The sequence below is a fragment of the Corallococcus sp. AB018 genome (genome assembly GCF_003986945.1).
Classification (GTDB): Bacteria; Myxococcota; Myxococcia; order Myxococcales; family Myxococcaceae; genus Corallococcus; species Corallococcus exiguus.
This window is the reverse complement of sequence record NZ_RAWR01000186.1, coordinates 1-21,748: the sequence shown is the minus strand read 5'-3', so window position 1 is coordinate 21,748 and position 21,748 is coordinate 1. Positions and strand designations below refer to the sequence as shown.

Below are 21,748 nucleotides of genomic sequence, written 5' to 3'. Positions count from 1 at the left end.
CTGCCGCCCCGGCGGCCCGCCGCAGGCCTGCCCGCGGCCCCTGCCGCCGCGCCCGCTGCCCGGGTGCCCACGAACCCCGCGCCCATCGGGGGTGGAGGGTTGCCCACGACCACGCCTCCGTCCCCGGCGGCCGCGGCGCGCAGCCCCGGCAAGGGGGACCCCTTCGCGGAGCCCGCCGAGCCCCGGCTGCCCATGGGAGGCTCGCCGGAGGAAAAGCTGGAGTTCTTCCGGGGCATCCTGAAGCAGAAGACGGAGACCCTGGCCCGGGCGCGCGCGCTGTACGCCGAGCGCGAGGGCGAAGTCACCCAGCTCAAGGCCTCGCTGGAGAAGGCGCGCAAGGAAGGCGGCGGCGGTGCGCCGGCGCCATCCGCGCAGGACGAGCAGCGGCTGAAGCTGGCCCAGGCGAAGGTCGCCTCGCTGGAGGCGGAGCTCGCCGCGTCGGAGGCGGACCGCAAGGACCTCACGCGCGCGCTGGCGGAGGTGGAGTCGGAGGTCCCCCGGTTGACGGAGGAGCTCCACGCCGAGCGCGAGTCGCGCGGGTCGATGGCGGAGGAGCTGGTCGGCGCGAAGGAGGCGCTGGGGCTCGCGCAGGACCGCATGGCGGAGCTGGCCTCCGGCAAGTCCGAGGCGCAGGGCGCGCTGGAGGCGGTCCAGGAGCAGTACCAGTCGCTGCTCGCGGACGTGGAGCGGCTGACCACCGAGCGCGACGCGCAGGCGCTCAACATCAGCCAGCTGGAGACGGCGCTCTCGGAGGCGAAGGGCGCCATGGGTGCCCTGGAGAGCGAAAGCGACTGGTCGCGCAGCTCGCTGGAGGAGGCGCAAACCCACGCGAAGGGGATGGAGGGCGAGCGGGACGCCGCGCGCCGGCAGCTCGCGGTGGTGGAGGACGGGCTCAAGACGCTCCAGACGCAGGTGACGGAGCTGGAGCGCGCGCTCGCGCTGAAGGACGCGGACGCGGTGGGTCTGCGCGCCGCGCTCACCGCTCGCACGGCGGAGGCCGCGGAGCTGCCCTCGCTCAGAAGTGCCCTGGAGGGCCGCGCCGCGGAGGTCGCCCGGGTCCAGGCGCGCGTGCGCGAGCTGGAGGCGGAGGTCGCCCAGGCGCGTGAAGCCGCGCGCTCGGAGGTCGAGGCCGCGGAGGTCCGCGCGCGCATGACCGAGTCGGAGCTGGCCTCCCTGCGCGAGGTGTTGGAGGCCGCGGAGGTCGAACAGGTCTCGCTGCGCGACCGGATGGAGTCGGACGCGGCGGCGCTCGGCGAAGCGGTGCACGAGGCCGAGGTCCGGGTCCACGAGGCCGAGGCGAAGGCGGCGGCGTTGGAGGCCCAGCTGGCGGAGCTCACCGCCCAGTCCACGGCCTCGCAGACCGAGCGTGAGGCGCACCAGCAGCAGCTGGCCGCCGTGGAGCGCAAGCTCGCCACCACGCAGGCGGAGCGCGTGGGTTACTCCGCGCGCGTGTCCATGCTGGAGACGGCCGCGGGCCAGCGCGAGGCGGAGGTGCAGCGCCAGCAGGCCCTGGTCGCCAAGGCCCAGGAGGAGCTGTCGCTGGAGCGCGCCCGCCGTGAGGCGGTGGAAGCCGAGATCGCGGACGCCCGGGTGCAGGCCGCCGAGGCCGAGGGCCGCGCCGAGGCGCTGAGCGCGGGACATGACGGCCAGCGCGATGAGCTGGTCTCCCTCGGCGAGCAGCTGGAGGCGGCCCGCGCGGAAGCGGACAAGGTGGACCGGCTCCAGCAGCGCGTGAAGATGGTGGAGGGCGCGCTGGAAGCCTCCGAGTCCAAGCGGCGCGTCGCCGAAGCGCAGGCGGCCCGCGTGAAGGACCTGGACGCGGCGAAGGCCGCGCTCGAAGCGAAGCTCACGTCGGAGCAGAACGCGAAGGCGCTGCTGGAGGCGAAGCTCGCGCAGTCCGACGTCACGCTGTTGGAGGAGCAGGGCGTGAAGGCGGCGCTGGAGTCGCAACTCGAGGAGGCTCGCGCCGCGCTCGAAGCGGAGCACGTGGAGCGGGCCGCGCTGGAGGCGAAGCTCGGCGAATCCCAGGCTCAGGCGGGTGACACACGGCAGGCGGAGAAGGCCGCGCTGGAGGCCCGGCTCGCCCAGGTCAGCGCTTCGCTCAAGGCGGAGCAGGCGGCCCGCCAGGCGCTCGAAGCGAAGCTCGCGGCGGCCCCTGCCGCCGGCGCGGACGGACCCGCGGACCTGGCGGCGGAGCGCGACCAGCTCAAGGCGGACGTGGCCTCCATGAAGCGCAAGCTGATGGCGGCCGAGGCAGCGCTCGAATCGGCTGCCAGTGCCAAGGCGAAGGTGGCGCGGCTGGAAGCGCAATTGAAGGCTCTGAAGTAGAGGTTGGACCTCCATGTCCTTCGCCGCGCCCACGGACCCATTGACGGGCATGCAGGCGGCCCGCTTCGGGCTGTACCTGCACTTCCCGTACTGCCTGGCCAAGTGCCCCTACTGCGACTTCGCGGTGGCGGTAGCGCGCCAGGTGCCAGAGGAGCGCTACGCGAACGCGGTGCTGGCGGAGCTGGATGCGCGGCTCGCCGCCGACCCGTCGCTGCGCACGAAGCCGCTGGAGTCCCTCTTCCTGGGCGGCGGCACGCCGTCCCTGTGGCACCCCCGCCACGTGGCGCGCGTGCTGGAGGGCATCGCCGCGCGCATGTCGCTCGCCCCCGGCCTGGAAGTCTCGCTGGAGGGCAACCCGGAGCGCGCGGACGCGGAGCGCTTCGCCGGCTACCGCGCCGCGGGTATCAACCGGCTGTCCCTGGGCGTGCAGTCCTTCCAGCCTCAGACGCTGAAGGCGCTGGGCCGCGCGCACGACGCCGCCATGGTGGAGGGCGCGGTGGCGGCGGCGCGTCAGGCGGCCTTCCCGGTGGTGGCGATGGACTTCATCTACGGCGTGCACGGCCAGACGGTCGCGCAGGTGGAGGCGGACGCACGCCGCGCGGTGGCGCTGGAGCCGGAGCACCTGTCCACCTACGCGCTGACGGTGGAGCGCGAGGTGCTGGCGGAGTCCACGCCGCTGTCCAAGCAACTGGACCGCGGCGAGCTCTCCCTGCCGGAGGACGACGACGTGGTGGCCATGGCCCAGGTGGTGCGCGACGTGTACGGCGCGCACGGCCTCACCCGCTACGAGGTGTCCAACCACGCACGCCCCGGCCTCGGCTCCCGTCACAACGCGCTGTACTGGACCGGCGGCGAGTACCTGGCCCTGGGCGTTGGCGCCACCGGCATGCTGCTGTCCCCCACGCCCCACCGCTACGTGAACCTCCGGAGCCCGGAGGCCTACCTGCGCACGGTGGAGGAGGGGAGGCTCCCGGAGGCGAGCCGCGAGGACCTGGGCCCCGAGGAGCTCTTCGCCGAGCGGCTGAGCATGGGCCTGCGCCTGGTGTCGGGGGTGGACTGGGAGGCCGTCTGTGAGCGATACGGCCAGCCCGTGGAGCCCCGGCGCGCGGAGGTGGAGCGGCTGGTGGCCCACGGCTTCGCCACGCGTCATGGCCGCAGGCTGGCCCTGACGGAGCGGGGGGCGGACGTGCACAGCGCCATCTGCGCGCGGCTGCTGTAGGTGGATCCAGGAAGGACGAGTCGACCGTGCTGACCAAGTGGTTCATGTGGATGGGCCTCACCATGCTGACGGGCAGCCCGCTGCTGTCCCTGGGGCTGCTGGCCGTGCTGCTGTTCGCGGCGGACCGGTTCACGTTGCAGGTGCTGCCCAGCCCCATGCGCGCCTTCAAGCGGTGGCAGCGCGCGGGGGAGCTCGCGGGCACCATCCTCACCAACACCCACGACCGCCGCGCCCGCGCGGAGCTGGCCGACATCCGCGTGGGCCAGAAGCGCTACCAGGAGGCGGTGGACCTGCTGCGCCCCAACCTGGACGCGGGCGACGACGACGTGGACACCCTCTACCTGCTGGGCGTGGCCTACCTGGGCGCGGGCGACGCGCCCCGGGGCGAGCTGCTGCTCACCGAGGCCGAGCGCCTGGACGCCGACTACCGCCAGGGCGCCATCGACCTGGAGCGAGGCCGCTTCCGCCTCCTGCGCGGCGACTTCAAGGGCGCGCGTGAGGCCCTGGAGCGCTTCCTCCAGGTGCGTCAGGGCTCCGTGGAGGGGCGCGTGCTCCTGTCGCGCGCGCTGGACAAGGAGGGGCTGGACATCGAGGCAAAGGACGCCCGCGACGCCGCCTGGCGCGAGTACGCCATCGCCCCGCGCTTCCAGAAGCGCCGCGACCGCTGGTGGGCGTACCGGGCCCGTCCGTCCCGCCCGCTGACGTACGCCGCCGTGGCCCTGGTGTTCATGGGCGTGGGGGCGTACCTGACCCGCTTCCTGCCCACTCACGACACCTACGGCCCCTACGGCGTCTATGAGGATGAGCCCTACGCCGCGGACGACATGGGCGGCGACGACGCGGAGTAGTAGTAGGCTTTCCGCGCATGTTCCCCCTGCCGTCCCAGGTGTTGCGCCAGCGCGAGGGCCTGCTGGCGGACACGCCCTTCCCGCTGCTCTTGCATGCGCTGATGGTGGAGGAGCGCACCTGCACGCTGGAGCTCAAGGTGCGCCAGCGCGAGAAGCGCATCACCTTCGAGGACGGCGCGCCGGTGGGGTGCAACTCCAACCTCCTGCACGAGACGCTGGGCAAGTACCTGGTGGAGAAGGGCCGCCTGACTGAAGGCGACTACCAGAAGTCCCTGGCGGAGAGCGTGTCCTCGGGCATGCAGCTGGGCGGGCTGCTCGTGCAGAAGGGGCTCATCAGCCCCTTCGACCTCTACAAGCAGCTCCAGGCGAACCTGGCGCACAAGCTGTTGGACTGCTTCCGCTGGACGGAGGCGAAGTACCGCCTCATCGCGGACGTGGAGCACCCGGACGCCACCGTGCGCGCCAACACCGCGCAGCTCATCCTCACGGGCGTCTCCACCCAGCTGCCCTTCGACACCGTCGCCACGCACTTCACCTTCACGGACGACCGCCGCTTCGGGCAGATGCCCGGCGTGGAGTCCGCCCCCAAGCTGTCCTCCAAGGACGCGCGCCTGTTCCAGGCCCTGCGTCAGCGGCCCACCTTCAACGAGCTGCTGGAGCGCACCGGCTTCGAGATGGACTCCGTGCTGCGCCGGCTCTACGCGCTGTGCCTGCTGGGCGTGGCGGGCTTCGCGGAGGACGCGGACGCGAGAGCCGAGGAGCTGGCCCGCAAGGCCCCCGCCGCCGCGCCCACCCCGGAGCCCGTCTCCACGCCGGTGCCCGTGCCGGCGCAGGCCCCGTCCGGCACGCCCTTCGCGGACGAGGACGAGGCCGCGCGCAACGCGCTCGTGGGCGCGTTCCTCAACCACCGCGGCCTGGATCCGTTCGCGCTGTTGGACGTGCCGGAGGACGTGCAGCCGGTGGCGCTGCGCAAGGCGTTCCTCGCCGCCGCGGACCGCTTCTCTCCGCTGCGCTTCCAGACCTCGGAGCTGAAGGAGAAGGCGGAAGGGATGCTCGCCGCGTACGCGCGGGCCTACGGCTTGCTGTCGGAGCCGGAGCAGAACGCGCTGTGGAAGAAGCGCCGGCAGGCGCACCGGGAGAAGGCGCGCAGCAACACCGGCCGGCCCTCCACCGCGGAGCAGTTCCGCATCCGCACGGACCTGCTGGACGCCACCACCCAGTTCGACGAGGCCAAGCGGCGCCTGGAGGCGCGCAACTTCGCGGGCGCCTTCGAGTACTTCGAATACGCCTGCGACATCGACCCCCGGCCTCTGTACCAGGCCCACCGCGCCTGGGCGCGCTACCTCATGAAGCCGGAGGCGCACGGCCGGCTGGTGCTCCAGGAGCTCCAGGAGCTGACGCGCCAGGAGCCCGGCCTGGAAGAGGGCTGGGCCTTCCTGGGCGACGTGGCCCGGGGCGAGGGCCAGTGGGCGCTCGCGGAGGATGCCCTCCGCAAGGCCTTCAAGCTCAACCCCCAGCAGCGCCGCTACGTGGCGCTCATCCAGGAGATTGCCCGGCGGCGGTGAAGGCCCGCCGGACGAAGGACCTCGGGTGCGGGGCTACAGGCTCTGCAGGGTGGCGCGGTCGGCGGCGGACAGCCCCTCGCCCTGGGACACGTGGTGGACCACGGTCTGGACGCGAGCGGCGGCTTCACGCGTGAGCTTCTTGCCCGCCAGGAGCGTGAACACCTCCTGGAAGTCCTTGTGCGTGACGGCGGGCCCCAGCTCATACCGGTCGTCCAGGCCCGTCGTGGAGCGGTCCTGGTTGACGCAGTAGGCGAACAGCGGGGCGAAGTAGCGCTCACCCGGCGGCACCACGATGCTGACCGTCTGCACGATGATGCCGTTCTGCACGTCGTCGCTGGTCGACTTGAGGATGAGCCCCGGCGGCAGCGTCACGGTGATGGGCGTGCTCGTGGTGTTGTTGAAGATGAGGCACACCCGCACCTCCTCGCCCGTGCCATTGGCCTCGTCCGAGTACTTGTCGTCGCAGTCCTCGGGGTTCTCCGGCACGTAGGCGACGATGGGGTTCTCCAGGGTCAGCCCCGCCGGCAGCGCGAAGGCCTGCCCCGTCGGGTCGTCCTTCGAACGGCCCAGGCCCGGCCCCAGGGACTTGCCGGTGTTGGTGCCCCCATCGGAGGTGGTGCCTCCGTCCGTCTTGCCGCCGCCCTCGCCGTCGTCACTGCAGGCCGCCAGCAACGCCACCGCCAGCACCACGCCCATTCGCTTCGCCACGTGCCAGTTCATGCGATTCGTCTCCCTGCGTCTCAACGCGAATGCCCGTGCCAACCATGGCATACGCACAGCGTCAAGCACCCAGGGCCCCGGCCGGCCCGATAATGTCCGCAAGCCCGGTGGCCGGGCCTGCATTCCCGGCCACTTGGCCGATTCCCGCCGAACCTACGGGCGGTATGGTAACGGCACAATGGGTCGGGAAGACTCCCACCTTGGGGTATTTTCAGTACAGGGGCGAAGCATGAGGCGCGGCAACGAATCAGGCCAGGCGGCGGTGGAGACGGCCATCGTCTTGCCCCTGTTCGTGTTCATGCTGCTGGGCATCCTCCAACTGGGGTTGATGCACCAGGCGCGGCTCCTCACGAAGTACGCGGCCTACAAGGCCGTGCGCGCCGGCTCCCTGCACAACGCGGACATCCCCACCATGGAGAAGGCCGCCCTGGCGGTGCTGCTGCCCATGGTGAGCACGGCCGCCAGCGGGGGCGCGGAGATCATCAAGCCCATCACCAGCGCCGGTGACTTCAAGTCCAAGTTCGAATCCGGGGACATCTCCAAGAACAAGATGAACGACGCCTCCGGCCTGAAGTTCGCGGAGGTCACCATCTGCGGCCCCCTCAAGGGGAACATGGGCTCCGGCTCCCACGGCAACAAGGAGATGGACTTCGATGATCCGAAGGTCGCCTCTGGAGACGGCGGCTGGGCGGACAGCCTGCGCACCAAGCTGAGCGTGCAGGTGACGTTCAACTACCGCATGCCCATCCCGTTCGCGGACATGGTCATCTACAACATCGCGCGCGGCCGGGACCTGCCGTACGTCTTGCGCCTGGGCAAGGACTCGGACCGCGACGAGTTCATCGTCAAGAAGATGTCCAAGTACGACTCCGCGGCGGACAACAAGCTCTACATCCTGCCCATCCGCGCCACGTACATCATGCGGATGCACTCCAACATCTACCTCACCCAGAAGGAACTTCCGGAGGAGAACGAATGCATCTTCCCGTTCGAACCGTGAGGTCCGCCTCCCGGCCCAAGCGCCGCCACCGGGGCCAGGCCCTGGTGCTCGCGTGTCTGTCGTTCCTCCTGCTCGCGTTGATGACGACGCTGAGCTTCAACCTGAGCCACGCCCTGCGGGAGAAGATGAGCCTGCAGCAGCACAGCGACGCGCTCGCCTACTCCATGGGCGTCGTGGAGGCGCGCGCGCTCAACTACTACGCGGCCAGCAACCGGGCCATCGCGTCCTCCTACGTGGGCATGACGTCCGCGCACGCGTACATGGCCGCCGCCAGCGCCACCGGCGACATGATGCGCGCCGGGCAGATGAGCTTCTTCATCGTCGCGGCCCTGGAGGTGGCGCAGTGCCCGCCCTACAACTTCCAGCACTGCTTCGACGCGATTGAAGCGCTGATGATCGCCATGGACTACAGCTCCAAGGCCAGCGACTACGACTCCAAGGTCAAGGACGTGGAGGACAAGTTCAACAAGGTCATCCAAGACCTGAACAAGATGGCGAACAGCATCCATGACTCGCAGAAGTCCGCCCACAACAAGGCGCGCAGCGCCGTGCGCGGTGGACAGTCCGCGAACCTGTCGAACCTGACCGACTACAACGTCCCCGGCGCCAACTCGCTCGACTCGTCCGTGGGCGGGCTCAACGGCGAGGAGTTCGACTGCGCGGTGGATGGCATGAACTGCTCGCGCGCCAACTCCAGCAACAAGGCCCGCGCCCAGGTGATGACGGAGATCTCCAACGCCTCGCGCCCCAGCTGGGCTGCCAACCGCAGCCTGCCCGTCATCATGAACGGGCTGCCCACCTACTTCAAAAGCGACTTCATCAAGGACCTGCTCAAGGACATCCCGGGTGAGGGCACGCACGTCATCATGGGCCACCAGGGCACGGCCAAGGTCGCCCAGACGAAGAGCAACATCCACGGCCCCGGCCAGGTCACCGGCAACGAGGGCAAGGTCGTGGTCGCGGACGAGCACGGCACCCTCCTGTCGCAGTGGCGCCACGGCTTCGGCGTGGGCACCTACAAGGCCGTGGTGGAGAGCAGCGAGAACGGCGGCAGCCACGAGCCCTCCGGCGCCCACAGCGGCCAGCACGACGAGTTCAAGGGCATCAACACCAAGGACCTGATGTCCTGCACGGCCAGCGGCAACTGCTTCATGAAGTTCCGCGCGGACGACAACCCGGACACGGACTGGGGCCAGCCGCACGTCTACAGCTACGTCACCAAGCAGTTCTTCGTGGGTGACCCGAAGAAGGCGCCGTGGGAGCTCAACGACACCGGCTCCTTCACGCTCACGCACGGCGCCCAGGGCGACGGAAAGCTGCAGCTGGCGCCCGGCGAAGGCGCGGCGCTCTCCAAGGCGCTCGTCTACTACCACCGCCTGGGCCCCAACGGCTGGAAGGAGGCCCCGGGCCTCTTCAACCCCTACTGGCGCGTGAAGCTGCACCCGTTCACCGCGCAGGAAGCCTCGCGCGTGCTCAACCGCGCCGGCAACAGCGACGCGGCGGACCTCGCGGGCGCCAAGGACCTGGCCCTATGAGCGCCGTGCACCCGCAGAGCCGCCGCGTCCGGGGCGCCGCCTCCGTGGAGATGGCGCTCTCGATGATCGTCCTCATCCCCATCTTCATGTACGCGCTCTTCCTGGACGACCTCCTGCGCTACTCGCTGGATGCCCAGGAGGCCGCGGTGACGACCATCTGGGACTTCACCACGCAGGACTACACCAAGGCGCTCAAGCAGAGCGGCGGCGGCGGCAGCGGCCCCCAGGGCGGCAGCTCCAACGTGCAGCACAACGCCCGCCTCACCTACTGCGACCACGAGTCCGGCATCGACCGGCCGGACGCCATGTCCGGCAGCAACTACGCGGACTGCGAGGACCTGGACCACCACCTGGCGGTCGTCGCCCACGTGTGCTGGATGAACGACAAGGCCAAGCAGGTGACGTGCGAGGCTCCGGACACCGGCGCGGCGTCGCTGGGCGGTCTGGCCGGCCAGTACCAGGGCCAGTTCACCAACGGCGGCTACATCGAGTGCTCCGCCCGCGCGGTGGTGGAGAACTACCTGCTGCCCGAGGAGTTCCTGCCGGAGTTCAGCAAGGGCGTGTCGCTGACCAAGAAGAACTGGAAGGGCGAGGGGGACATCCACTCGAACGCGCAGCAGGGCACGGGCGACACCGGCGTGGGCGGCAATGCGTACTTCCTCAAGGAACAGCGCATGAGCATCATCACCGACACCTGGGCGCTGACGGAGGACGCGGACATCTCCCCGTCGGATTCCAGCGGTGAGTTCTACGAGCGCGTGGACTACGTGTACTCGAACGTCACCGGCGCCTCGACGATGAAGAGCGGCATGATGGACTTCCGCAGCGCGCTGACGGACGAGCTGCTGGATGGCGCCATGCTCTTCATGTTCGAGGACTCGCCCAACAACCCGTACGTGTCCATCCACCCGCACCTGGCCAACATGCAGACCCCGGCCAACACCGTGGACCAGGAGGGCAGCACCCGCTACTTCAACCAGGAGTGGCGTGACTGGGACAACGACAAGAACCAGAACACCTATAAGCACGGGCAGCGGGGTGAGTGGTACATGGGGTGCAAGGATCCGGAGTCGTGCTGAAGAAGCTGACCGCGCATCCCGCCTTCCGCACCGCGTCGGTGCTGGTGACGGTGGCGGTGGCGGGCATCCTCATCGGCATGGGCATGGAGGAGGCCCGCTACGGGGGCGCCCGCTCGGAGCTGGAGCGGGCGGAGGCGGCCGCGGACGAACTGGACCAGGAGGCGACGGCGGCGCAGAGCGGCCCCACGCGCTCCAAGCGGGACGAGGCCGTCCTGGCCCGCACGCTGACGTACTTCCCGCCCTATCCCAAGGCCGGACGCCCGGAGGCGCTGGCCGCGGACTACCTGGGGCCGGACACGCCCATCGCGGTGGCGTGGTTCTCCACGCAGGACTCGTCGGACCAGGTGCTGCAGCACTACCGCAAGGTCATCCTGGACGAGGGCCTGCCCGTCGTGGGCGTGCGCTTCAACGACAACGCCGGCTACGTGGGTTACTGGGTCCCGAAGGATGACGAGGTGCGGCTGATGTCCACGCTGCACCAGGGGGGCGAAACCCTGGTCTTCGTCTCCTCGGCGCGCATGCGCAACTACCTGGAGCGCGCCGGCCGGGTGCCCTCGGGCATCCCGGTGCCCCGGGGCCTTCAGGACGTGGCGTCCCTGTCCCTGCGGATGGAGGGCGCCACCAGCATCACCGTGTCGGGCCGGGTGCCTGACACCACGCTCTCCGAAGCGGAGCAGGCCTACCGCGCGCAGCTGCGCGACCAGGGCTGGAGCGTGACGGAGGCCCGTGAGGAGCAGGGCTTCCAGGAGACCCAGCTGAGCCTGACGCGCACGGGGCTGCGCGGACAGGCCACCTTGAGGCAACCCACCGCGCAGCAGTCGGTGGACTTCCACCTGTCCCTGATGCGGGCCCAGGCCGCGCCGTGAACCCGGCGCGGAGAGAGTGACGAGCGATGAAGCGTTTCAAGAACCCGGTCCTGGCCCTGTCCCTGAGCGTGGGCGCGTTGCTGTGGGCCCCGCAGGCCTTCGCTGGCGCCAGCTGTGAGCGCCGCTGCGCGGACGACAAGGCGAAGTTCGAGAAGGTGTGCAAGGAGAAGGCGAAGAACGCGGTCCCCTACTGCATGAAGGTCGCCGGCCAGGCGCGCGACAAGTGCATGAACCAGTGCCGCACCGGCAAGAAGGGCGGTGGTGGCAGCACGACGATGGAGGCGCCCGGTGAAGAAGACGCGCACTAGCCTGAATCAGGCCCTCCAGCGCGGCCAGGCCATGTCGGAGTACGGCGTCATCACGGCGGCGTTCTTCGGCTTCACGGTGATGAGCTGGCCGTTCCTCGTCCAGTTGCTGCGGGCCCTCAACACCTACTTCCAGTCCATCTACTACATCATCCAGTCGCCCATCCCCTGACGCCGGGGACGGGCGGCCGGAAGCGGCTCAGGGCTTCACGGTGGTGACGAACACCGCCTTGCCGCCCTCCACCTTCATCACCACGGCCTGCTTCACAGCGTCGCGGTTGGCGTCCAGGTTGATGGTGCCCGCCACGCCCGGGAAGTCCTTCGTGGCCGCGATGGCGTCGCGCAGCGCGGGCCCGGAGGTGTCCGGCGCGCGCTTCATGGCATCCACCAGCAGGCGCGCGGCGTCGTACGCCAGCACCGCCACGCTGTCCGGCACGGCTCCGTAAGCGGCCTTGTACGTCTTCAGGAAGTTCTGCACGACGGGGTCCGGGTTGTCCGGCGAGTAGTGGTTGGAGAAGTAGCTGCCCTCCAGCGCGGAGCCGCCCAGCTCGTACAGCTTGTCGGAGTCCCAGCCGTCACCGCCCAGCAGCGGCACGCGCAGGCCCACCTCGCGCGCCTGCCTCGCGATGATGCCCACGTCCGTGTAGTAGCCCGGGACGAACACCGCCTCCGGCTTCAGGTTCTTGATGGACGTGAGCTGCGCGCGGAAGTCCGTGTCGCCCTTGGAGTAGCTCTCGTTGCCGACGATGGTGCCGCCGAACTCCTTGAACTTCTGGTTGAAGACCTCCGCCAGCCCCACGGAGAAGGCGCTCTTGTTGTCCGTGAGCACCGCGACCTTGGACAGCTTCAGGTTCTCCCGCGCGAACTTCGCCATCACCAGGCCCTGGAACGGGTCGATGAAGCAGACGCGGAAGATGTAGTCGCCCTTCTTCGTCACCTCCGGGCTGGTGGAGGTGGGCGTAATCATGGGCACCTTGCCCGCCTGCGCCTTGTCCGCCATGGCCATGGACACGGACGACGCGGCTTCACCCAGCAGCGCCACCACCTTGTCCTGCGCGATGAGGCGCGTGGCGGCCTGGGCGCCTTCCTCCGGCCGGCCCTGGCTGTCGTAGACGCGCACCACCAGCTTCTGGCCGCGCACGCCTCCCGCGGCGTTGGCCTCCTGCAGCGCCAGGTCGATGCCGTTGCGCGCGGAGATGCCGAAGGTGGCCTCGGAGCCGGTGAGGCTGCCCACCTCGCCAATGAGGATGCTGCCCGCCGGCGGAGGTCCCGGCGGAGCGGCCGTGGCGCCACCCTCTTGCGTGGCGGGCGCGGGCGCGGGGGCCGGGGCGGACTTCTTCTCACAACCCACCAGGGCGAGGGCCAGTGCGGTGAGCAGGAGGGGGAGGGAACGGCGCATCGGTGGGGCTCCTCGGGGGGAGACGGACTCAAAAAGCGGACGGCTCCACCCTAGCTTGCTCGGTGGAGTGCGGCGAACCCACACCCGACGTAACGGGCAGGGAAGCGCTCTGGATTTGAATGTGGACTGAACAGGTCCACATTACATAAGAGGCCGTCGCGGGCATCGGGCCCGCGGACAGCCACAGGAGACACCCCTACATGCTCCGGATGAGCAAGATGACCGACTACGGCATCGTGCTGATGACCGAGCTGGCGCGCGCGGACGGGGAAACCCGCACCACGCGAGAGCTGGCGGCGCGCACGCATGTCGCCCTTCCGTCCGCGAGCAAGGTCCTGAAGGGCCTGTTGCAGGCGGGTCTGGTGGTGTCGCACCGGGGGGCGAATGGCGGCTACGGCCTGGCACGTCCGGCGGAGGCCATCTCGCTGGCGGAGCTGGTGTCCGCGCTGGAGGGGCCGGTGTCCCTCACGGAGTGTGGCCAGCACCAGGGCAAGCCCGCGGGCCCCTGCGAGCTGGAATCCGTCTGCCAGGTGCGAGGCCACTGGCGCCTCATCAACCAAGCCATCCAGGAAGCGCTGGGGAAGCTGACGCTCGCGGACCTGCGCGCGCCCGCGCCCCGCATGCCGGAGCGGCTGGTGGGCCTGGGCCTGCCGGCGTCCATCAGCGCTCCCGCTTCCGTCACGGGAGTCCGCTCATGAGCACCACCGAAACCATCCAGGAACTCACCCGCAAGGGCTACCAGGCGGGCTTCGTCACCCAGGTGGAGTCGGACACGCTGCCGCCCGGCCTGGACGAGGACGTCATCCGCGTCCTGTCCGCGAAGAAGAACGAGCCGGCCTTCATGCTGGAGTGGCGCCTGAAGGCGTACCGCCACTGGCTCACGCTGAAGGATCCGTCGTGGCAGGCGGTGAAGTACAACCCCATCGACTACCAGGCCATCCGCTACTACTCGGCGCCGAAGCAGAAGCCGAAGAAGGACAGCCTGTCGGAGGTCGACCCCGAAATCCTCCGCACCTACGAGAAGCTGGGCATCCCGCTGGAGGAGCAGAAGCGCCTGCAGAACGTGGCGGTGGACGCGGTGTTCGACTCCGTGTCGGTGGCCACCACGTTCCGGGAGAAGCTCTACAAGGCGGGCGTCATCTTCTGCTCGTTCTCCGAAGCGGTGCGTGAGCACCCGGAGCTGGTGGAGCGCTACCTGGGCACGGTGGTGCCCTTCTCCGACAACTTCTTCGCGGCGCTCAACTCCGCGGTCTTCAGCGACGGCTCGTTCTGCTACGTGCCCAAGGGCGTGAAGTGCCCCATGGAGCTGTCCACGTACTTCCGCATCAACGCGGCGGACACGGGCCAGTTCGAGCGCACGCTGCTCATCGCGGATGAAGGCGCCTCCGTGAGCTACCTGGAGGGCTGCACCGCGCCCATGCGCGACACCAACCAGCTGCACGCGGCGGTGGTGGAGTTGGTGGCGCTGGACGGCGCGTCCATCAAGTACAGCACGGTGCAGAACTGGTACCCGGGCGACGCGGAGGGGCGCGGCGGCATCTACAACTTCGTCACCAAGCGCGGCATCGCGCACCAGCGCTCCAAGATTTCGTGGACCCAGGTGGAGACGGGCTCGGCGATTACGTGGAAGTACCCCAGCGTCATCCTCAAGGGGGATGACTCGGTGGGCGAGTTCTACTCGGTGGCGCTCACCAACCACCGGCAGCAGGCGGACACGGGCACGAAGATGGTGCACATCGGGAAGAACACCCGGTCCACCATCGTGTCCAAGGGCATCTCCGCCGGCCGCGGGCAGAACACGTACCGGGGCCTGGTGAAGGTGCTCAAGAGCGCGGCGAACGCACGCAACTACACGCAGTGCGATTCGCTGCTGTTGGGTGACGAGTGCGGCGCCCACACGCTGCCGTACATCGAGGTGAAGAACGCGACCGCGCAGGTGGAGCACGAAGCGTCCACGTCGAAGATTGGCGAGGACCAGCTCTTCTACTGCCGGCAGCGCGGCATCTCGCAGGAGGACGCGGTGTCGATGATCGTGAACGGCTTCTGCCGGCAGGTCTTCAAGGAACTGCCCATGGAGTTCGCCGTGGAGGCGCAGAAGCTCTTGGGCGTGAGTCTGGAAGGGAGCGTGGGGTGATGGCGTCGTTGTTGAGCATCCAGGACCTGCATGCCCGCGTGGGCGGCAAGGACATCCTCAAGGGCATCAACCTGGAGGTGGGCGCCGGCGAGGTGCACGCCATCATGGGGCCCAATGGCTCCGGCAAGAGCACGCTCGCGGGCGTGCTGGCGGGGCGTGAGACGTACGAAGTGACGAAGGGCACCGTGCGCTTCGACGGCAAAGATTTGCTGGGCACGCCGCCGGAGGAGCGCGCGAAGGCGGGCGTGTTCCTGGGGTTCCAGTACCCGGTGGAGATTCCGGGCGTGGGCAACCTGCACTTCCTGCGCACGGCGCTCAACGCGCAGCGCCGCGCCAAGGGCGAGGAAGAGCTGGACGCGATGGACTTCCTCTCCCTGGCCAAGGAGAAGGCGAAGCTCGTGCAGTTGGACGCGGCGTTCATGAACCGCTCCGTGAACGAGGGCTTCTCCGGCGGAGAGAAGAAGCGCAACGAGATCTTCCAGATGGCGGTGCTCCAGCCGCGGCTGGCGCTGCTGGATGAGACGGACTCGGGCCTGGACATCGATGCGCTGCGCATCGTCGCGGGTGGCGTGAACGCGCTGCGCGCGAAGGACCGGGCGATCGTGATGATTACGCACTACCAGCGGCTGCTGGACTACATCGTGCCGGACCACGTGCACGTGATGGTGGCGGGCCGCATCGTGCGCTCGGGTGGACGCGAGCTGGCGCTGGAGCTGGAGGAGAAGGGCTACGGCTGGATTGGCGGGGAGGGGGCCGGTAAGGCGAAGGAGGCTCGGCCATGAGCGCGTCCCACTACGTGGACGTGGCCCGGGCCTTCCAGGCGCGCGCGGATGTCCCTGCGTGGCTCCAGGCGCTGCGTGAGGAGGGCTTGAGCCAGTTCCAGGCACGCGGCCTGCCCACGTCCAAGGACGAGGAGTGGAAGTACACGCCCGTGGCCACGCTGTCGTCGCATCCGTTCCAGCCCGTGCGGGACGTGTCCGTGGGCGAGGACGTGGCGCAGGCGGTGGCGCGGCTGGCGCTGCCCGGTCCACGGCTCGTGTTCGTGGATGGGAGATTCGTGCCGGCGCTGTCGGTGCTCGCGGGGCTGCCGCGCGGAGTGGTGCTCAAGCCGCTGTCGCAGGCGCTGCGCGAGGACGGGGCGCTGTTGCAGGAGACGCTGGGCCAGCGCGCTCGGCCGTCGGCGCATGCCTTCACGTCGCTCAACGCGGCGCTGCTGGAAGAGGGCGCGCTGCTCACGCTCGCGCCCCGGGCCCTGAGCGAGGTGCCGGTGCAGTTGCTGTTCCTCGCGCGCGGCGGCGACGGGCCGGTGCTGGCCAGTCCGCGCATCGTCGTGGTGGCGGGCGAAGGCAGCGAGGCCACGCTGGTGGAGACGTACGCGAGCCTGGGCTCGGGCGCGACGTTCACCAACGCGGTGACGGAGGTGTCGCTGGGGGACAACGCCAGCCTGCGCCACTTCAAGCTCCAGGCGGAGGGTGACACCGCGCTGCACCTGGGCGGGCTGTACTCGCGGCAGGGGCGCGACAGCCGCTTCCAGTCGCACGCGTTCTCGTTTGGCGGTGCGCTGGCTCGCAATGAAGTGCACGCGGCCTTCGCGGGCGAGGGCGGAGAGTGCGTGCTCAACGGCCTGTTCGTGGGCCGGGGCACGCAGCACCTGGACAACCGCACGGACCTGGACCACGCGGTGCCGCACTGCTCCAGCCGTGAGCTCTACAAGGGCGTGCTGGACGACCGCGCGCGCGGCACCTTCCACGGGAAGATCCGCGTGCGTGAGGACGCGCAGAAGACGGACGCCAGCCAGCAGAGCCGCAACCTGCTGCTCTCCGAGGGCGCGCAGGTGGACGCCCGGCCGCAGCTGGAGATCTTCGCGGACGACGTGAAGTGCGCCCACGGCACGGCGGTGGGCCGGTTGGATGACAACGCGCTGTTCTACCTGCGCTCGCGCGGCATCCCGAAGGTGGAGGCGGAGCGGATTTTGACGCAGGCCTTCGCCAGCGAGCTGGTGCGCGCGGTACCGGAGGGTCCGGTGCGCGCGCGGGTGGAGGCGTTGCTCGCGGAGAAGCTGCCGGGTTCGGCGGAGGTGATGGGATGAGCGGCCCTGGATTCGACCTGGCGCGAGTGCGCGCGGACTTCCCCATCCTCCGGCAGGAGGTGCGGGGCCGGCCGCTGGTGTACCTGGACAGCGCCGCCACGGGGCAGAAGCCGCAGGCGGTGCTGGACGCCATCACGCGCTACTACACGCACGACAACGCGAACGTGCACCGGGGCGTGCACATCCTCTCCGAGCGCGCCACGCAGGCCTTCGAGGACGCGCGCGAGACGGTGCGCCGCTTCATCCACGCCAAGGACGTGCGCGAGGTCATCTTCGTGCGCGGCACCACGGAGGCCATCAACCTGGTGGCCGCCACCTACGGCCGCAAGCACGTGGGCCCGGGCGACGAGGTGCTCATCTCCGCCATGGAGCACCACTCCAACATCGTGCCCTGGCAGATGGTGTGCGACGCGGCGGGAGCGAAGCTGCGCGTGATTCCCGTGGACGAGCGCGGCGAGCTGCGCATGGACACCGTGGACGCGCTGCTCACGGAGAAGACGCGCCTGCTGGCCATCACGCACGTGTCCAACGCGCTGGGCTCCGTGAACCCCATCAAGGAGCTGGTGGCCAAGGCGCACGCGAAGAACATCCCGGTGCTGGTGGACGGGGCGCAGTCGGTGACGCACTTCCCGGTGGACGTGCAGGACCTGGGCTGTGACTTCTACGCCTTCAGCGGACACAAGCTCTTCGGGCCCACGGGCATCGGCGTGCTGTACGGCAAGCTGGCCATGCTGGAGTCGCTGCCGCCGTACCAGGGCGGTGGGGACATGATCCTCTCCGTGACGATGGAGAAGACCGTCTACAACCGCGTGCCGCACCGCTTCGAGGCGGGCACGCCGGACATGGCGGGCGCGGTGGGGCTGGCCGCGGCCATCCGGTACCTGGAAGCCGTGGGCATGGAGAACGTGTCCCAGCACGACCAGTGGCTGCTCGCGTACGCGACGGACGCGCTCCAGTCGATTCCGGGCCTCAAGCTGGTGGGCACGGCGCCGCACAAGACGGGCGTGCTGTCCTTCACGCTGGAGGACGTCCACCCGCACGACGTGGGCACCATCCTGGACCAGGAGGGCATCTGCATCCGCACGGGGCACCACTGCGCCCAGCCGCTGATGCAGCGCTTCGGGGTGGCGGCCACGGCGAGAGCGTCGCTGGCGCTCTACAACACGCGTGAGGACGTGGACGCGCTGGTGAAGGGCCTGCACAAGGTGAAGGAGGTGTTCGCGTGAGCTCGGACCTCAAGGACCTGTACCAGGAGGTGGTGCTGGAGCACTCCAAGCGCCCGCGCAACTTCCGGGTGGTGGAGGGCGCCACCTGCGCGGCGGAGGGCTACAACCCGCTGTGCGGCGACCAGCTCTCCGTGACGCTCAAGCTGGAGGACGGCGTCATCCGCGACATCGGCTTCCAGGGCCAGGGGTGCGCCATCTCCAAGGCGTCCGCGTCGCTGATGACGGGCGCGGTGAAGGACAAGACACGGGAAGAGGCGCACGCGCTCTTCGAGCGCGTGCACACGCTGGTGACCGAAGGGCCGGACAAGGTGGACGTGGAGTCGCTGGGCAAGCTCGCGGTGCTGTCGGGCGTGAGCGAGTTCCCGGCCCGGGTGAAGTGCGCGAGCCTGGCGTGGCACACGCTGAACGCGGCGCTGGACGGCCGCTCCACGTCGGTGTCGACGGAGTAGGGAGGGGTGATGCGAGGCGCGATGACGGTCATCGAGCGCGACGTGGACGCGATGCTCATCCCCAGCGGGGACAAGGTGTTGCTGCCGGCGGGCTCGGAGTTGACGGTGGTGCAGACGCTGGGCGGCAACGTCACGGTGCAGGACCCGTACGGCCAGCTGTTCCGCATCGACGAGAAGAACGCGGACGTGCTGGGCGAGGAGTACGCCGCCAAGGCGAAGACGCCCGAGGAGAGCGTCACGCCCGGCGAGTTCCACGAGGAGCAGGTCTGGGAGCAGCTCCGCACGGTCTACGACCCGGAGATCCCGGTGAACATCGTGGAGCTGGGCCTGGTGTACACGTGCAAGGCCACGCCGATGGATGAGGGCGGGCAGCGCGTGGACATCGAGATGACGCTGACGGCGCCCGGCTGCGGCATGGGGCAGGTGCTGGTGGAGGACGTGCGCTCCAAGGTGTCCTCGCTGCCCGGCGTGAAGGAAGCCCACGTGGAGCTGGTGTGGGAACCGCAGTGGGACCAGAGCCGCATGTCGGACGTGGCGCGGCTCCAGCTGGGTTGGATGTGAGCCCTCGTCTCTAGACCAGGGCTTTACGACCGCGTGCGACCAGGCCCAGCGTGGCCGCGGCGGCGAGCCCACCCGCGAGCCAGCGGGGCCAGCGCGGCGCGGCTTCCGCCGTGGCGCGGCGGGCGATGGCGGGCGACATGCGCTCCGCGAAGAGCTCCACCATCGCGTGCTCGAAGGCGAGCAGGTCGTGTGGCCCCCGGCTGGACACCCAGTTGCTGTCGCGCACCACGGGTTCGTCCGTCCAGTGCGCGCCCGCGTTCTCCATGTCGTTGCGGATGCCCGGCCAGGACGTCAGGTGGCGGCCTTCCAGCAGTCCCGCCGATGCGAGCAGCCACGGCCCGTGACAGATGACCGCGATGGGCATGTCCAACAGGTCCGCGTCCTTCACGAAGTCCAGCGCCAGGGCGCTCTGCCGGAGGAAGTCCGGGTTCATGAAGCCGCCGGGCAGGAGCAGCGCGTCGAAGTCCGCGGCCTTCACGTCGCGCAGCGTGGCGTCCACGCGCACCTTGCGGCCGGGTACCAGCAGGTTCATGCCCCGGATGCGGCCCTTGTGAAGGGACACCACGGTGACGCGTGCGCCTTCTCGCTCCAGGCGCTTCACCGGCCGCGTCAGCTCCACCTGCTCGAAGCCATCCGCCGCCAGCACGGCCACTCGCATCCCCTTCAGCTTCTTCATTGCCCCGTCCTCCCGATGTCGCGATGTCTGGGCATGCCCTACAACCCGAACCTGCACAGTGGTCATGCCCTTCCGGGAGGGGAAGCGGAGGGCAGGCGGACAGGCAGGCGCCTGGGGTGATGCCTTCTCGCGGGCTGGTGCGGCGCGGCATGCGGCGGCGCTGGACGCCTTGGGGGAACGGCTTTACGACAAAGGCAGTCCGCCTGAACGCGGGCCCCCTTTTGGAGGCGCACGGCATGTCCCCCTCGTTTTCTTCACGGATGCACCGCGGCCTGCTCGCGAGCACCGCGCTGCTGCTGGCCCCGCTGGGCTGCGCCACGTCGTCGCAGGCGGGCGCCGCGCGCGACGAGGCGGCCTTGCGCACGGACGAGCCGCCGCGCGTGAAGCCGAAGTGGGGGCTGGTCATCCATGGCGGCGCGGGCGTGATTTCGCGCGAGAACCTGACCCCGGAGCGCGAGGCCGCGATGCGCGCCGCGCTCACGCAAGCGCTCCAGGCGGGGCACGCGGTGCTTGCGAAGGGCGGCCGCAGCATGGACGCGGTGACGGCGGCCATCCGCGTGATGGAGGACTCGCCGTACTTCAACGCCGGCAAGGGCGCGGTGTTCAACCACGACGGCGTGAACGAACTGGACGCGGCGGTGATGGACGGCAAGACGCGCATGGCCGGCGCGGTGGCCGGTGTGCACCACATCCAGAACCCCATCGACCTGGCTCGGCTGGTGATGGAGAAGTCGCCGCACGTGATGATGGTGGGCGACGGGGCGGAGGCCTTCGCGCAGTCGCAGGGCATGCCCCTGGTGGACGCGAAATACTTCTACACGGAGGAGCGCTGGCAGGGCCTCCAGCGCGCGCTGGAGCAGGAGAAGGCGAAGGGGGCTCCGCCCGCGGAACAGGGGCAGCCGTCCACGCAGGGCCTGTCGCCCGCGCAGCCCTCCGCACCGGGCCAGCCGCCCGCACAAGGCGCATCGCCCGCAACGCCCGGACAGCCGCTGACGCCCGCGCAGCCGCCCGCGTCGGCGCCGCAGCCGGGCCAGCCCGCGACGCCCGCGCAGCCGTCATCACCGGCGCAGCTGCCCACGCAAGGCGCGACGCCCGCGACGCCCTCGCAGCCGCAGCCTGGCTCATCGCTGACGCCGGGCGTGGATCCCATCACGGGAGACCACAAGTTCGGCACGGTGGGCGCGGTGGCGTTGGACCAGGAAGGCAACCTCGCGGCGGGCACGTCCACGGGCGGCATGACCAACAAGCGCTTCGGCCGGGTGGGGGACGCGCCCATCATCGGCGCGGGCACCTACGCGGATGAGCGCTGCGCCGTCTCCGCCACGGGCCACGGCGAGTTCTTCATCCGCTACACGGTGGCGCGCGACATCTGCGCCCGCGTCGAGTACCAGGACCTTCCGCTGCCGGAGGCCGCCAGCTACGTCATCAACGATGTGCTGGTGAAGGCCGGCGGCGAGGGCGGCGTCATCGCCATGGACCGCCAGGGCCACGTGGCCATGCCCTTCAACTCCAGCGGCATGTATCGCGGCTACATCAGCGAGGACGGCACGCCCACCGTCGCCATCTTCCAGCAGCCCTAAGTAGGTCGCCAGAAGTTCTCTAACAAATCGCGCAGCCAGAATCCCTCGGCGAGGCAGCCCGCCTTGCGGAGGGCGTCCTGGGGAGAAAGGCGCACTACCCAGCGGATGGCAGCGGCGACGTGCTGCTCCATCGTCGAGTACTGCCGGTTGGCCGACACGCGCTGTTTGA

General features: G+C 69.9%; 21 protein-coding genes. 18 read left to right on the top strand and 3 right to left on the bottom strand.

Annotated features, from left to right (window positions below):
- From D7Y11_RS43510 to D7Y11_RS31800, 4 genes are all read left to right on the top strand, one after another.
- A partial coding sequence (locus D7Y11_RS43510) for a plectin 1 isoform 8 (RefSeq protein ID WP_158642024.1) occupies nucleotides 1–2,328 on the top strand: 2,328 nt, incomplete at its 5' end.
- Nucleotides 2,329–2,341: 13 nt separating this feature from the next.
- Nucleotides 2,342–3,547, top strand: coding sequence for a radical SAM family heme chaperone HemW (hemW, locus tag D7Y11_RS31810; RefSeq protein WP_121754838.1), 1,206 nt, complete (start codon nucleotides 2,342–2,344; stop codon nucleotides 3,545–3,547).
- 29 nt (nucleotides 3,548–3,576) lie between these two features.
- Nucleotides 3,577–4,395 carry a hypothetical protein gene (locus D7Y11_RS31805; RefSeq protein WP_233605157.1) on the top strand — a complete coding sequence of 273 codons (819 nt, stop codon included), beginning with the start codon at nucleotides 3,577–3,579 and terminating at the stop codon, nucleotides 4,393–4,395.
- A gap of 17 nt (nucleotides 4,396–4,412) precedes the next feature.
- Nucleotides 4,413–5,960, top strand: a complete 1,548-nt coding sequence (locus tag D7Y11_RS31800; RefSeq protein ID WP_126935556.1) for a DUF4388 domain-containing protein — start codon at nucleotides 4,413–4,415, stop codon at nucleotides 5,958–5,960.
- Nucleotides 5,961–5,993: 33 nt separating this feature from the next.
- Here the strand turns inward: D7Y11_RS31800 and D7Y11_RS31795 are convergent, their stop codons facing one another.
- On the bottom strand, nucleotides 5,994–6,680 hold the full coding sequence (locus tag D7Y11_RS31795; protein WP_120580565.1) for a hypothetical protein: 687 nt from the start codon (nucleotides 6,678–6,680) through the stop codon (nucleotides 5,994–5,996).
- 229 nt (nucleotides 6,681–6,909) lie between these two features.
- Between D7Y11_RS31795 and D7Y11_RS31790 the strand changes: the two genes are divergently transcribed.
- The 6 genes from D7Y11_RS31790 to D7Y11_RS31765 are packed head-to-tail and all read left to right on the top strand — an operon-like array spanning nucleotide 6,910 to nucleotide 11,637.
- The gene (locus D7Y11_RS31790; protein ID WP_121781718.1) at nucleotides 6,910–7,680 is read left to right on the top strand and encodes a TadE/TadG family type IV pilus assembly protein; all 771 of its coding nucleotides are present in this window, start codon (nucleotides 6,910–6,912) and stop codon (nucleotides 7,678–7,680) included.
- The gene (locus D7Y11_RS31785; protein ID WP_121781717.1) at nucleotides 7,656–9,215 is read left to right on the top strand and encodes a TadE/TadG family type IV pilus assembly protein; all 1,560 of its coding nucleotides are present in this window, start codon (nucleotides 7,656–7,658) and stop codon (nucleotides 9,213–9,215) included. Before D7Y11_RS31790 ends, D7Y11_RS31785 begins: the two co-directional genes overlap by 25 nt.
- Nucleotides 9,212–10,294: a hypothetical protein gene (locus D7Y11_RS31780; RefSeq protein ID WP_126935555.1), complete on the top strand. Its 1,083-nt coding sequence runs from the start codon at nucleotides 9,212–9,214 to the stop codon at nucleotides 10,292–10,294. The genes D7Y11_RS31785 and D7Y11_RS31780 overlap by 4 nt, the downstream gene beginning before the upstream one ends.
- A complete protein-coding gene (locus D7Y11_RS31775) occupies nucleotides 10,288–11,160 on the top strand; it encodes a hypothetical protein (RefSeq protein WP_126935554.1) in 873 nt (290 codons plus the stop codon). Before D7Y11_RS31780 ends, D7Y11_RS31775 begins: the two co-directional genes overlap by 7 nt.
- Before the next feature lie 26 nt (nucleotides 11,161–11,186).
- A complete protein-coding gene (locus D7Y11_RS31770) occupies nucleotides 11,187–11,468 on the top strand; it encodes a hypothetical protein (protein ID WP_121781714.1) in 282 nt (93 codons plus the stop codon).
- Nucleotides 11,449–11,637 (top strand): hypothetical protein, encoded by a 189-nt coding sequence (locus D7Y11_RS31765; protein ID WP_126935553.1) that lies wholly within the window; start codon nucleotides 11,449–11,451, stop codon nucleotides 11,635–11,637. The genes D7Y11_RS31770 and D7Y11_RS31765 overlap by 20 nt, the downstream gene beginning before the upstream one ends.
- 27 nt (nucleotides 11,638–11,664) lie before the next feature.
- On the opposite strand, the gene D7Y11_RS31760 is transcribed toward D7Y11_RS31765, so the two are convergent.
- A complete protein-coding gene (locus tag D7Y11_RS31760; protein ID WP_121781713.1) occupies nucleotides 11,665–12,864 on the bottom strand; it encodes an ABC transporter substrate-binding protein in 1,200 nt (399 codons plus the stop codon).
- Between the two features lie 200 nt (nucleotides 12,865–13,064).
- Here D7Y11_RS31760 and D7Y11_RS31755 point away from each other — a divergent pair, with 200 nt between their 5' ends.
- The 7 genes from D7Y11_RS31755 to sufT are packed head-to-tail and all read left to right on the top strand — an operon-like array spanning nucleotide 13,065 to nucleotide 19,323.
- Nucleotides 13,065–13,562: an SUF system Fe-S cluster assembly regulator gene (locus D7Y11_RS31755; RefSeq protein WP_120580581.1), complete on the top strand. Its 498-nt coding sequence runs from the start codon at nucleotides 13,065–13,067 to the stop codon at nucleotides 13,560–13,562.
- Nucleotides 13,559–14,998, top strand: a complete 1,440-nt coding sequence (gene sufB, locus D7Y11_RS31750) for a Fe-S cluster assembly protein SufB (RefSeq protein WP_126935552.1) — start codon at nucleotides 13,559–13,561, stop codon at nucleotides 14,996–14,998. The genes D7Y11_RS31755 and sufB overlap by 4 nt, the downstream gene beginning before the upstream one ends.
- The gene (gene sufC / locus D7Y11_RS31745; RefSeq protein ID WP_120580583.1) at nucleotides 14,998–15,780 is read left to right on the top strand and encodes a Fe-S cluster assembly ATPase SufC; all 783 of its coding nucleotides are present in this window, start codon (nucleotides 14,998–15,000) and stop codon (nucleotides 15,778–15,780) included. Before sufB ends, sufC begins: the two co-directional genes overlap by 1 nt.
- Nucleotides 15,777–17,087: a Fe-S cluster assembly protein SufD gene (gene sufD / locus D7Y11_RS31740; RefSeq protein WP_120598961.1), complete on the top strand. Its 1,311-nt coding sequence runs from the start codon at nucleotides 15,777–15,779 to the stop codon at nucleotides 17,085–17,087. The genes sufC and sufD overlap by 4 nt, the downstream gene beginning before the upstream one ends.
- Nucleotides 17,084–18,313, top strand: a complete 1,230-nt coding sequence (locus D7Y11_RS31735; protein ID WP_120580585.1) for a cysteine desulfurase — start codon at nucleotides 17,084–17,086, stop codon at nucleotides 18,311–18,313. Before sufD ends, D7Y11_RS31735 begins: the two co-directional genes overlap by 4 nt.
- Complete coding sequence (gene sufU / locus D7Y11_RS31730; protein WP_120580586.1) at nucleotides 18,310–18,762, top strand: Fe-S cluster assembly sulfur transfer protein SufU; 453 nt, start codon at nucleotides 18,310–18,312, stop codon at nucleotides 18,760–18,762. The genes D7Y11_RS31735 and sufU overlap by 4 nt, the downstream gene beginning before the upstream one ends.
- A 9-nt stretch (nucleotides 18,763–18,771) precedes the next feature.
- On the top strand, nucleotides 18,772–19,323 hold the full coding sequence (gene sufT / locus D7Y11_RS31725; RefSeq protein ID WP_120580587.1) for a putative Fe-S cluster assembly protein SufT: 552 nt from the start codon (nucleotides 18,772–18,774) through the stop codon (nucleotides 19,321–19,323).
- Nucleotides 19,324–19,333: 10 nt separating this feature from the next.
- Here sufT and D7Y11_RS31720 read toward each other — a convergent pair whose 3' ends face one another.
- Nucleotides 19,334–19,999 (bottom strand): type 1 glutamine amidotransferase domain-containing protein, encoded by a 666-nt coding sequence (locus D7Y11_RS31720; RefSeq protein ID WP_120580588.1) that lies wholly within the window; start codon nucleotides 19,997–19,999, stop codon nucleotides 19,334–19,336.
- Nucleotides 20,000–20,235: 236 nt separating this feature from the next.
- Between D7Y11_RS31720 and D7Y11_RS31715 the strand changes: the two genes are divergently transcribed.
- Nucleotides 20,236–21,579 (top strand): isoaspartyl peptidase/L-asparaginase family protein, encoded by a 1,344-nt coding sequence (locus D7Y11_RS31715; protein WP_233607441.1) that lies wholly within the window; start codon nucleotides 20,236–20,238, stop codon nucleotides 21,577–21,579.
- The last annotated feature ends 169 nt before the right edge of the window (nucleotides 21,580–21,748 follow it).

What these genes read in the sequence shown, in the direction of transcription:
- D7Y11_RS31780 (WP_126935555.1), top strand. Translation starts at nt 9,212, where the DNA reads ATGAGCGCCGTGCACCCGCAGAGCCGCCGCGTCCGGGGCGCCGCCTCC.
- D7Y11_RS31795 (WP_120580565.1), bottom strand. Translation starts at nt 6,680, where the DNA reads ATGAACTGGCACGTGGCGAAGCGAATGGGCGTGGTGCTGGCGGTGGCG.
- D7Y11_RS31720 (WP_120580588.1), bottom strand. Translation starts at nt 19,999, where the DNA reads ATGAAGAAGCTGAAGGGGATGCGAGTGGCCGTGCTGGCGGCGGATGGC.
- D7Y11_RS31770 (WP_121781714.1), top strand. Translation starts at nt 11,187, where the DNA reads ATGAAGCGTTTCAAGAACCCGGTCCTGGCCCTGTCCCTGAGCGTGGGC.
- sufC (WP_120580583.1), top strand. Translation starts at nt 14,998, where the DNA reads ATGGCGTCGTTGTTGAGCATCCAGGACCTGCATGCCCGCGTGGGCGGC.
- sufB (WP_126935552.1), top strand. Translation starts at nt 13,559, where the DNA reads ATGAGCACCACCGAAACCATCCAGGAACTCACCCGCAAGGGCTACCAG.
- D7Y11_RS31755 (WP_120580581.1), top strand. Translation starts at nt 13,065, where the DNA reads ATGCTCCGGATGAGCAAGATGACCGACTACGGCATCGTGCTGATGACC.
- D7Y11_RS31790 (WP_121781718.1), top strand. Translation starts at nt 6,910, where the DNA reads ATGAGGCGCGGCAACGAATCAGGCCAGGCGGCGGTGGAGACGGCCATC.
- D7Y11_RS31735 (WP_120580585.1), top strand. Translation starts at nt 17,084, where the DNA reads ATGAGCGGCCCTGGATTCGACCTGGCGCGAGTGCGCGCGGACTTCCCC.
- D7Y11_RS31785 (WP_121781717.1), top strand. Translation starts at nt 7,656, where the DNA reads ATGCATCTTCCCGTTCGAACCGTGAGGTCCGCCTCCCGGCCCAAGCGC.
- D7Y11_RS31800 (WP_126935556.1), top strand. Translation starts at nt 4,413, where the DNA reads ATGTTCCCCCTGCCGTCCCAGGTGTTGCGCCAGCGCGAGGGCCTGCTG.
- hemW (WP_121754838.1), top strand. Translation starts at nt 2,342, where the DNA reads ATGTCCTTCGCCGCGCCCACGGACCCATTGACGGGCATGCAGGCGGCC.
- D7Y11_RS31760 (WP_121781713.1), bottom strand. Translation starts at nt 12,864, where the DNA reads ATGCGCCGTTCCCTCCCCCTCCTGCTCACCGCACTGGCCCTCGCCCTG.
- sufT (WP_120580587.1), top strand. Translation starts at nt 18,772, where the DNA reads ATGCGAGGCGCGATGACGGTCATCGAGCGCGACGTGGACGCGATGCTC.
- D7Y11_RS31715 (WP_233607441.1), top strand. Translation starts at nt 20,236, where the DNA reads ATGTCCCCCTCGTTTTCTTCACGGATGCACCGCGGCCTGCTCGCGAGC.
- sufD (WP_120598961.1), top strand. Translation starts at nt 15,777, where the DNA reads ATGAGCGCGTCCCACTACGTGGACGTGGCCCGGGCCTTCCAGGCGCGC.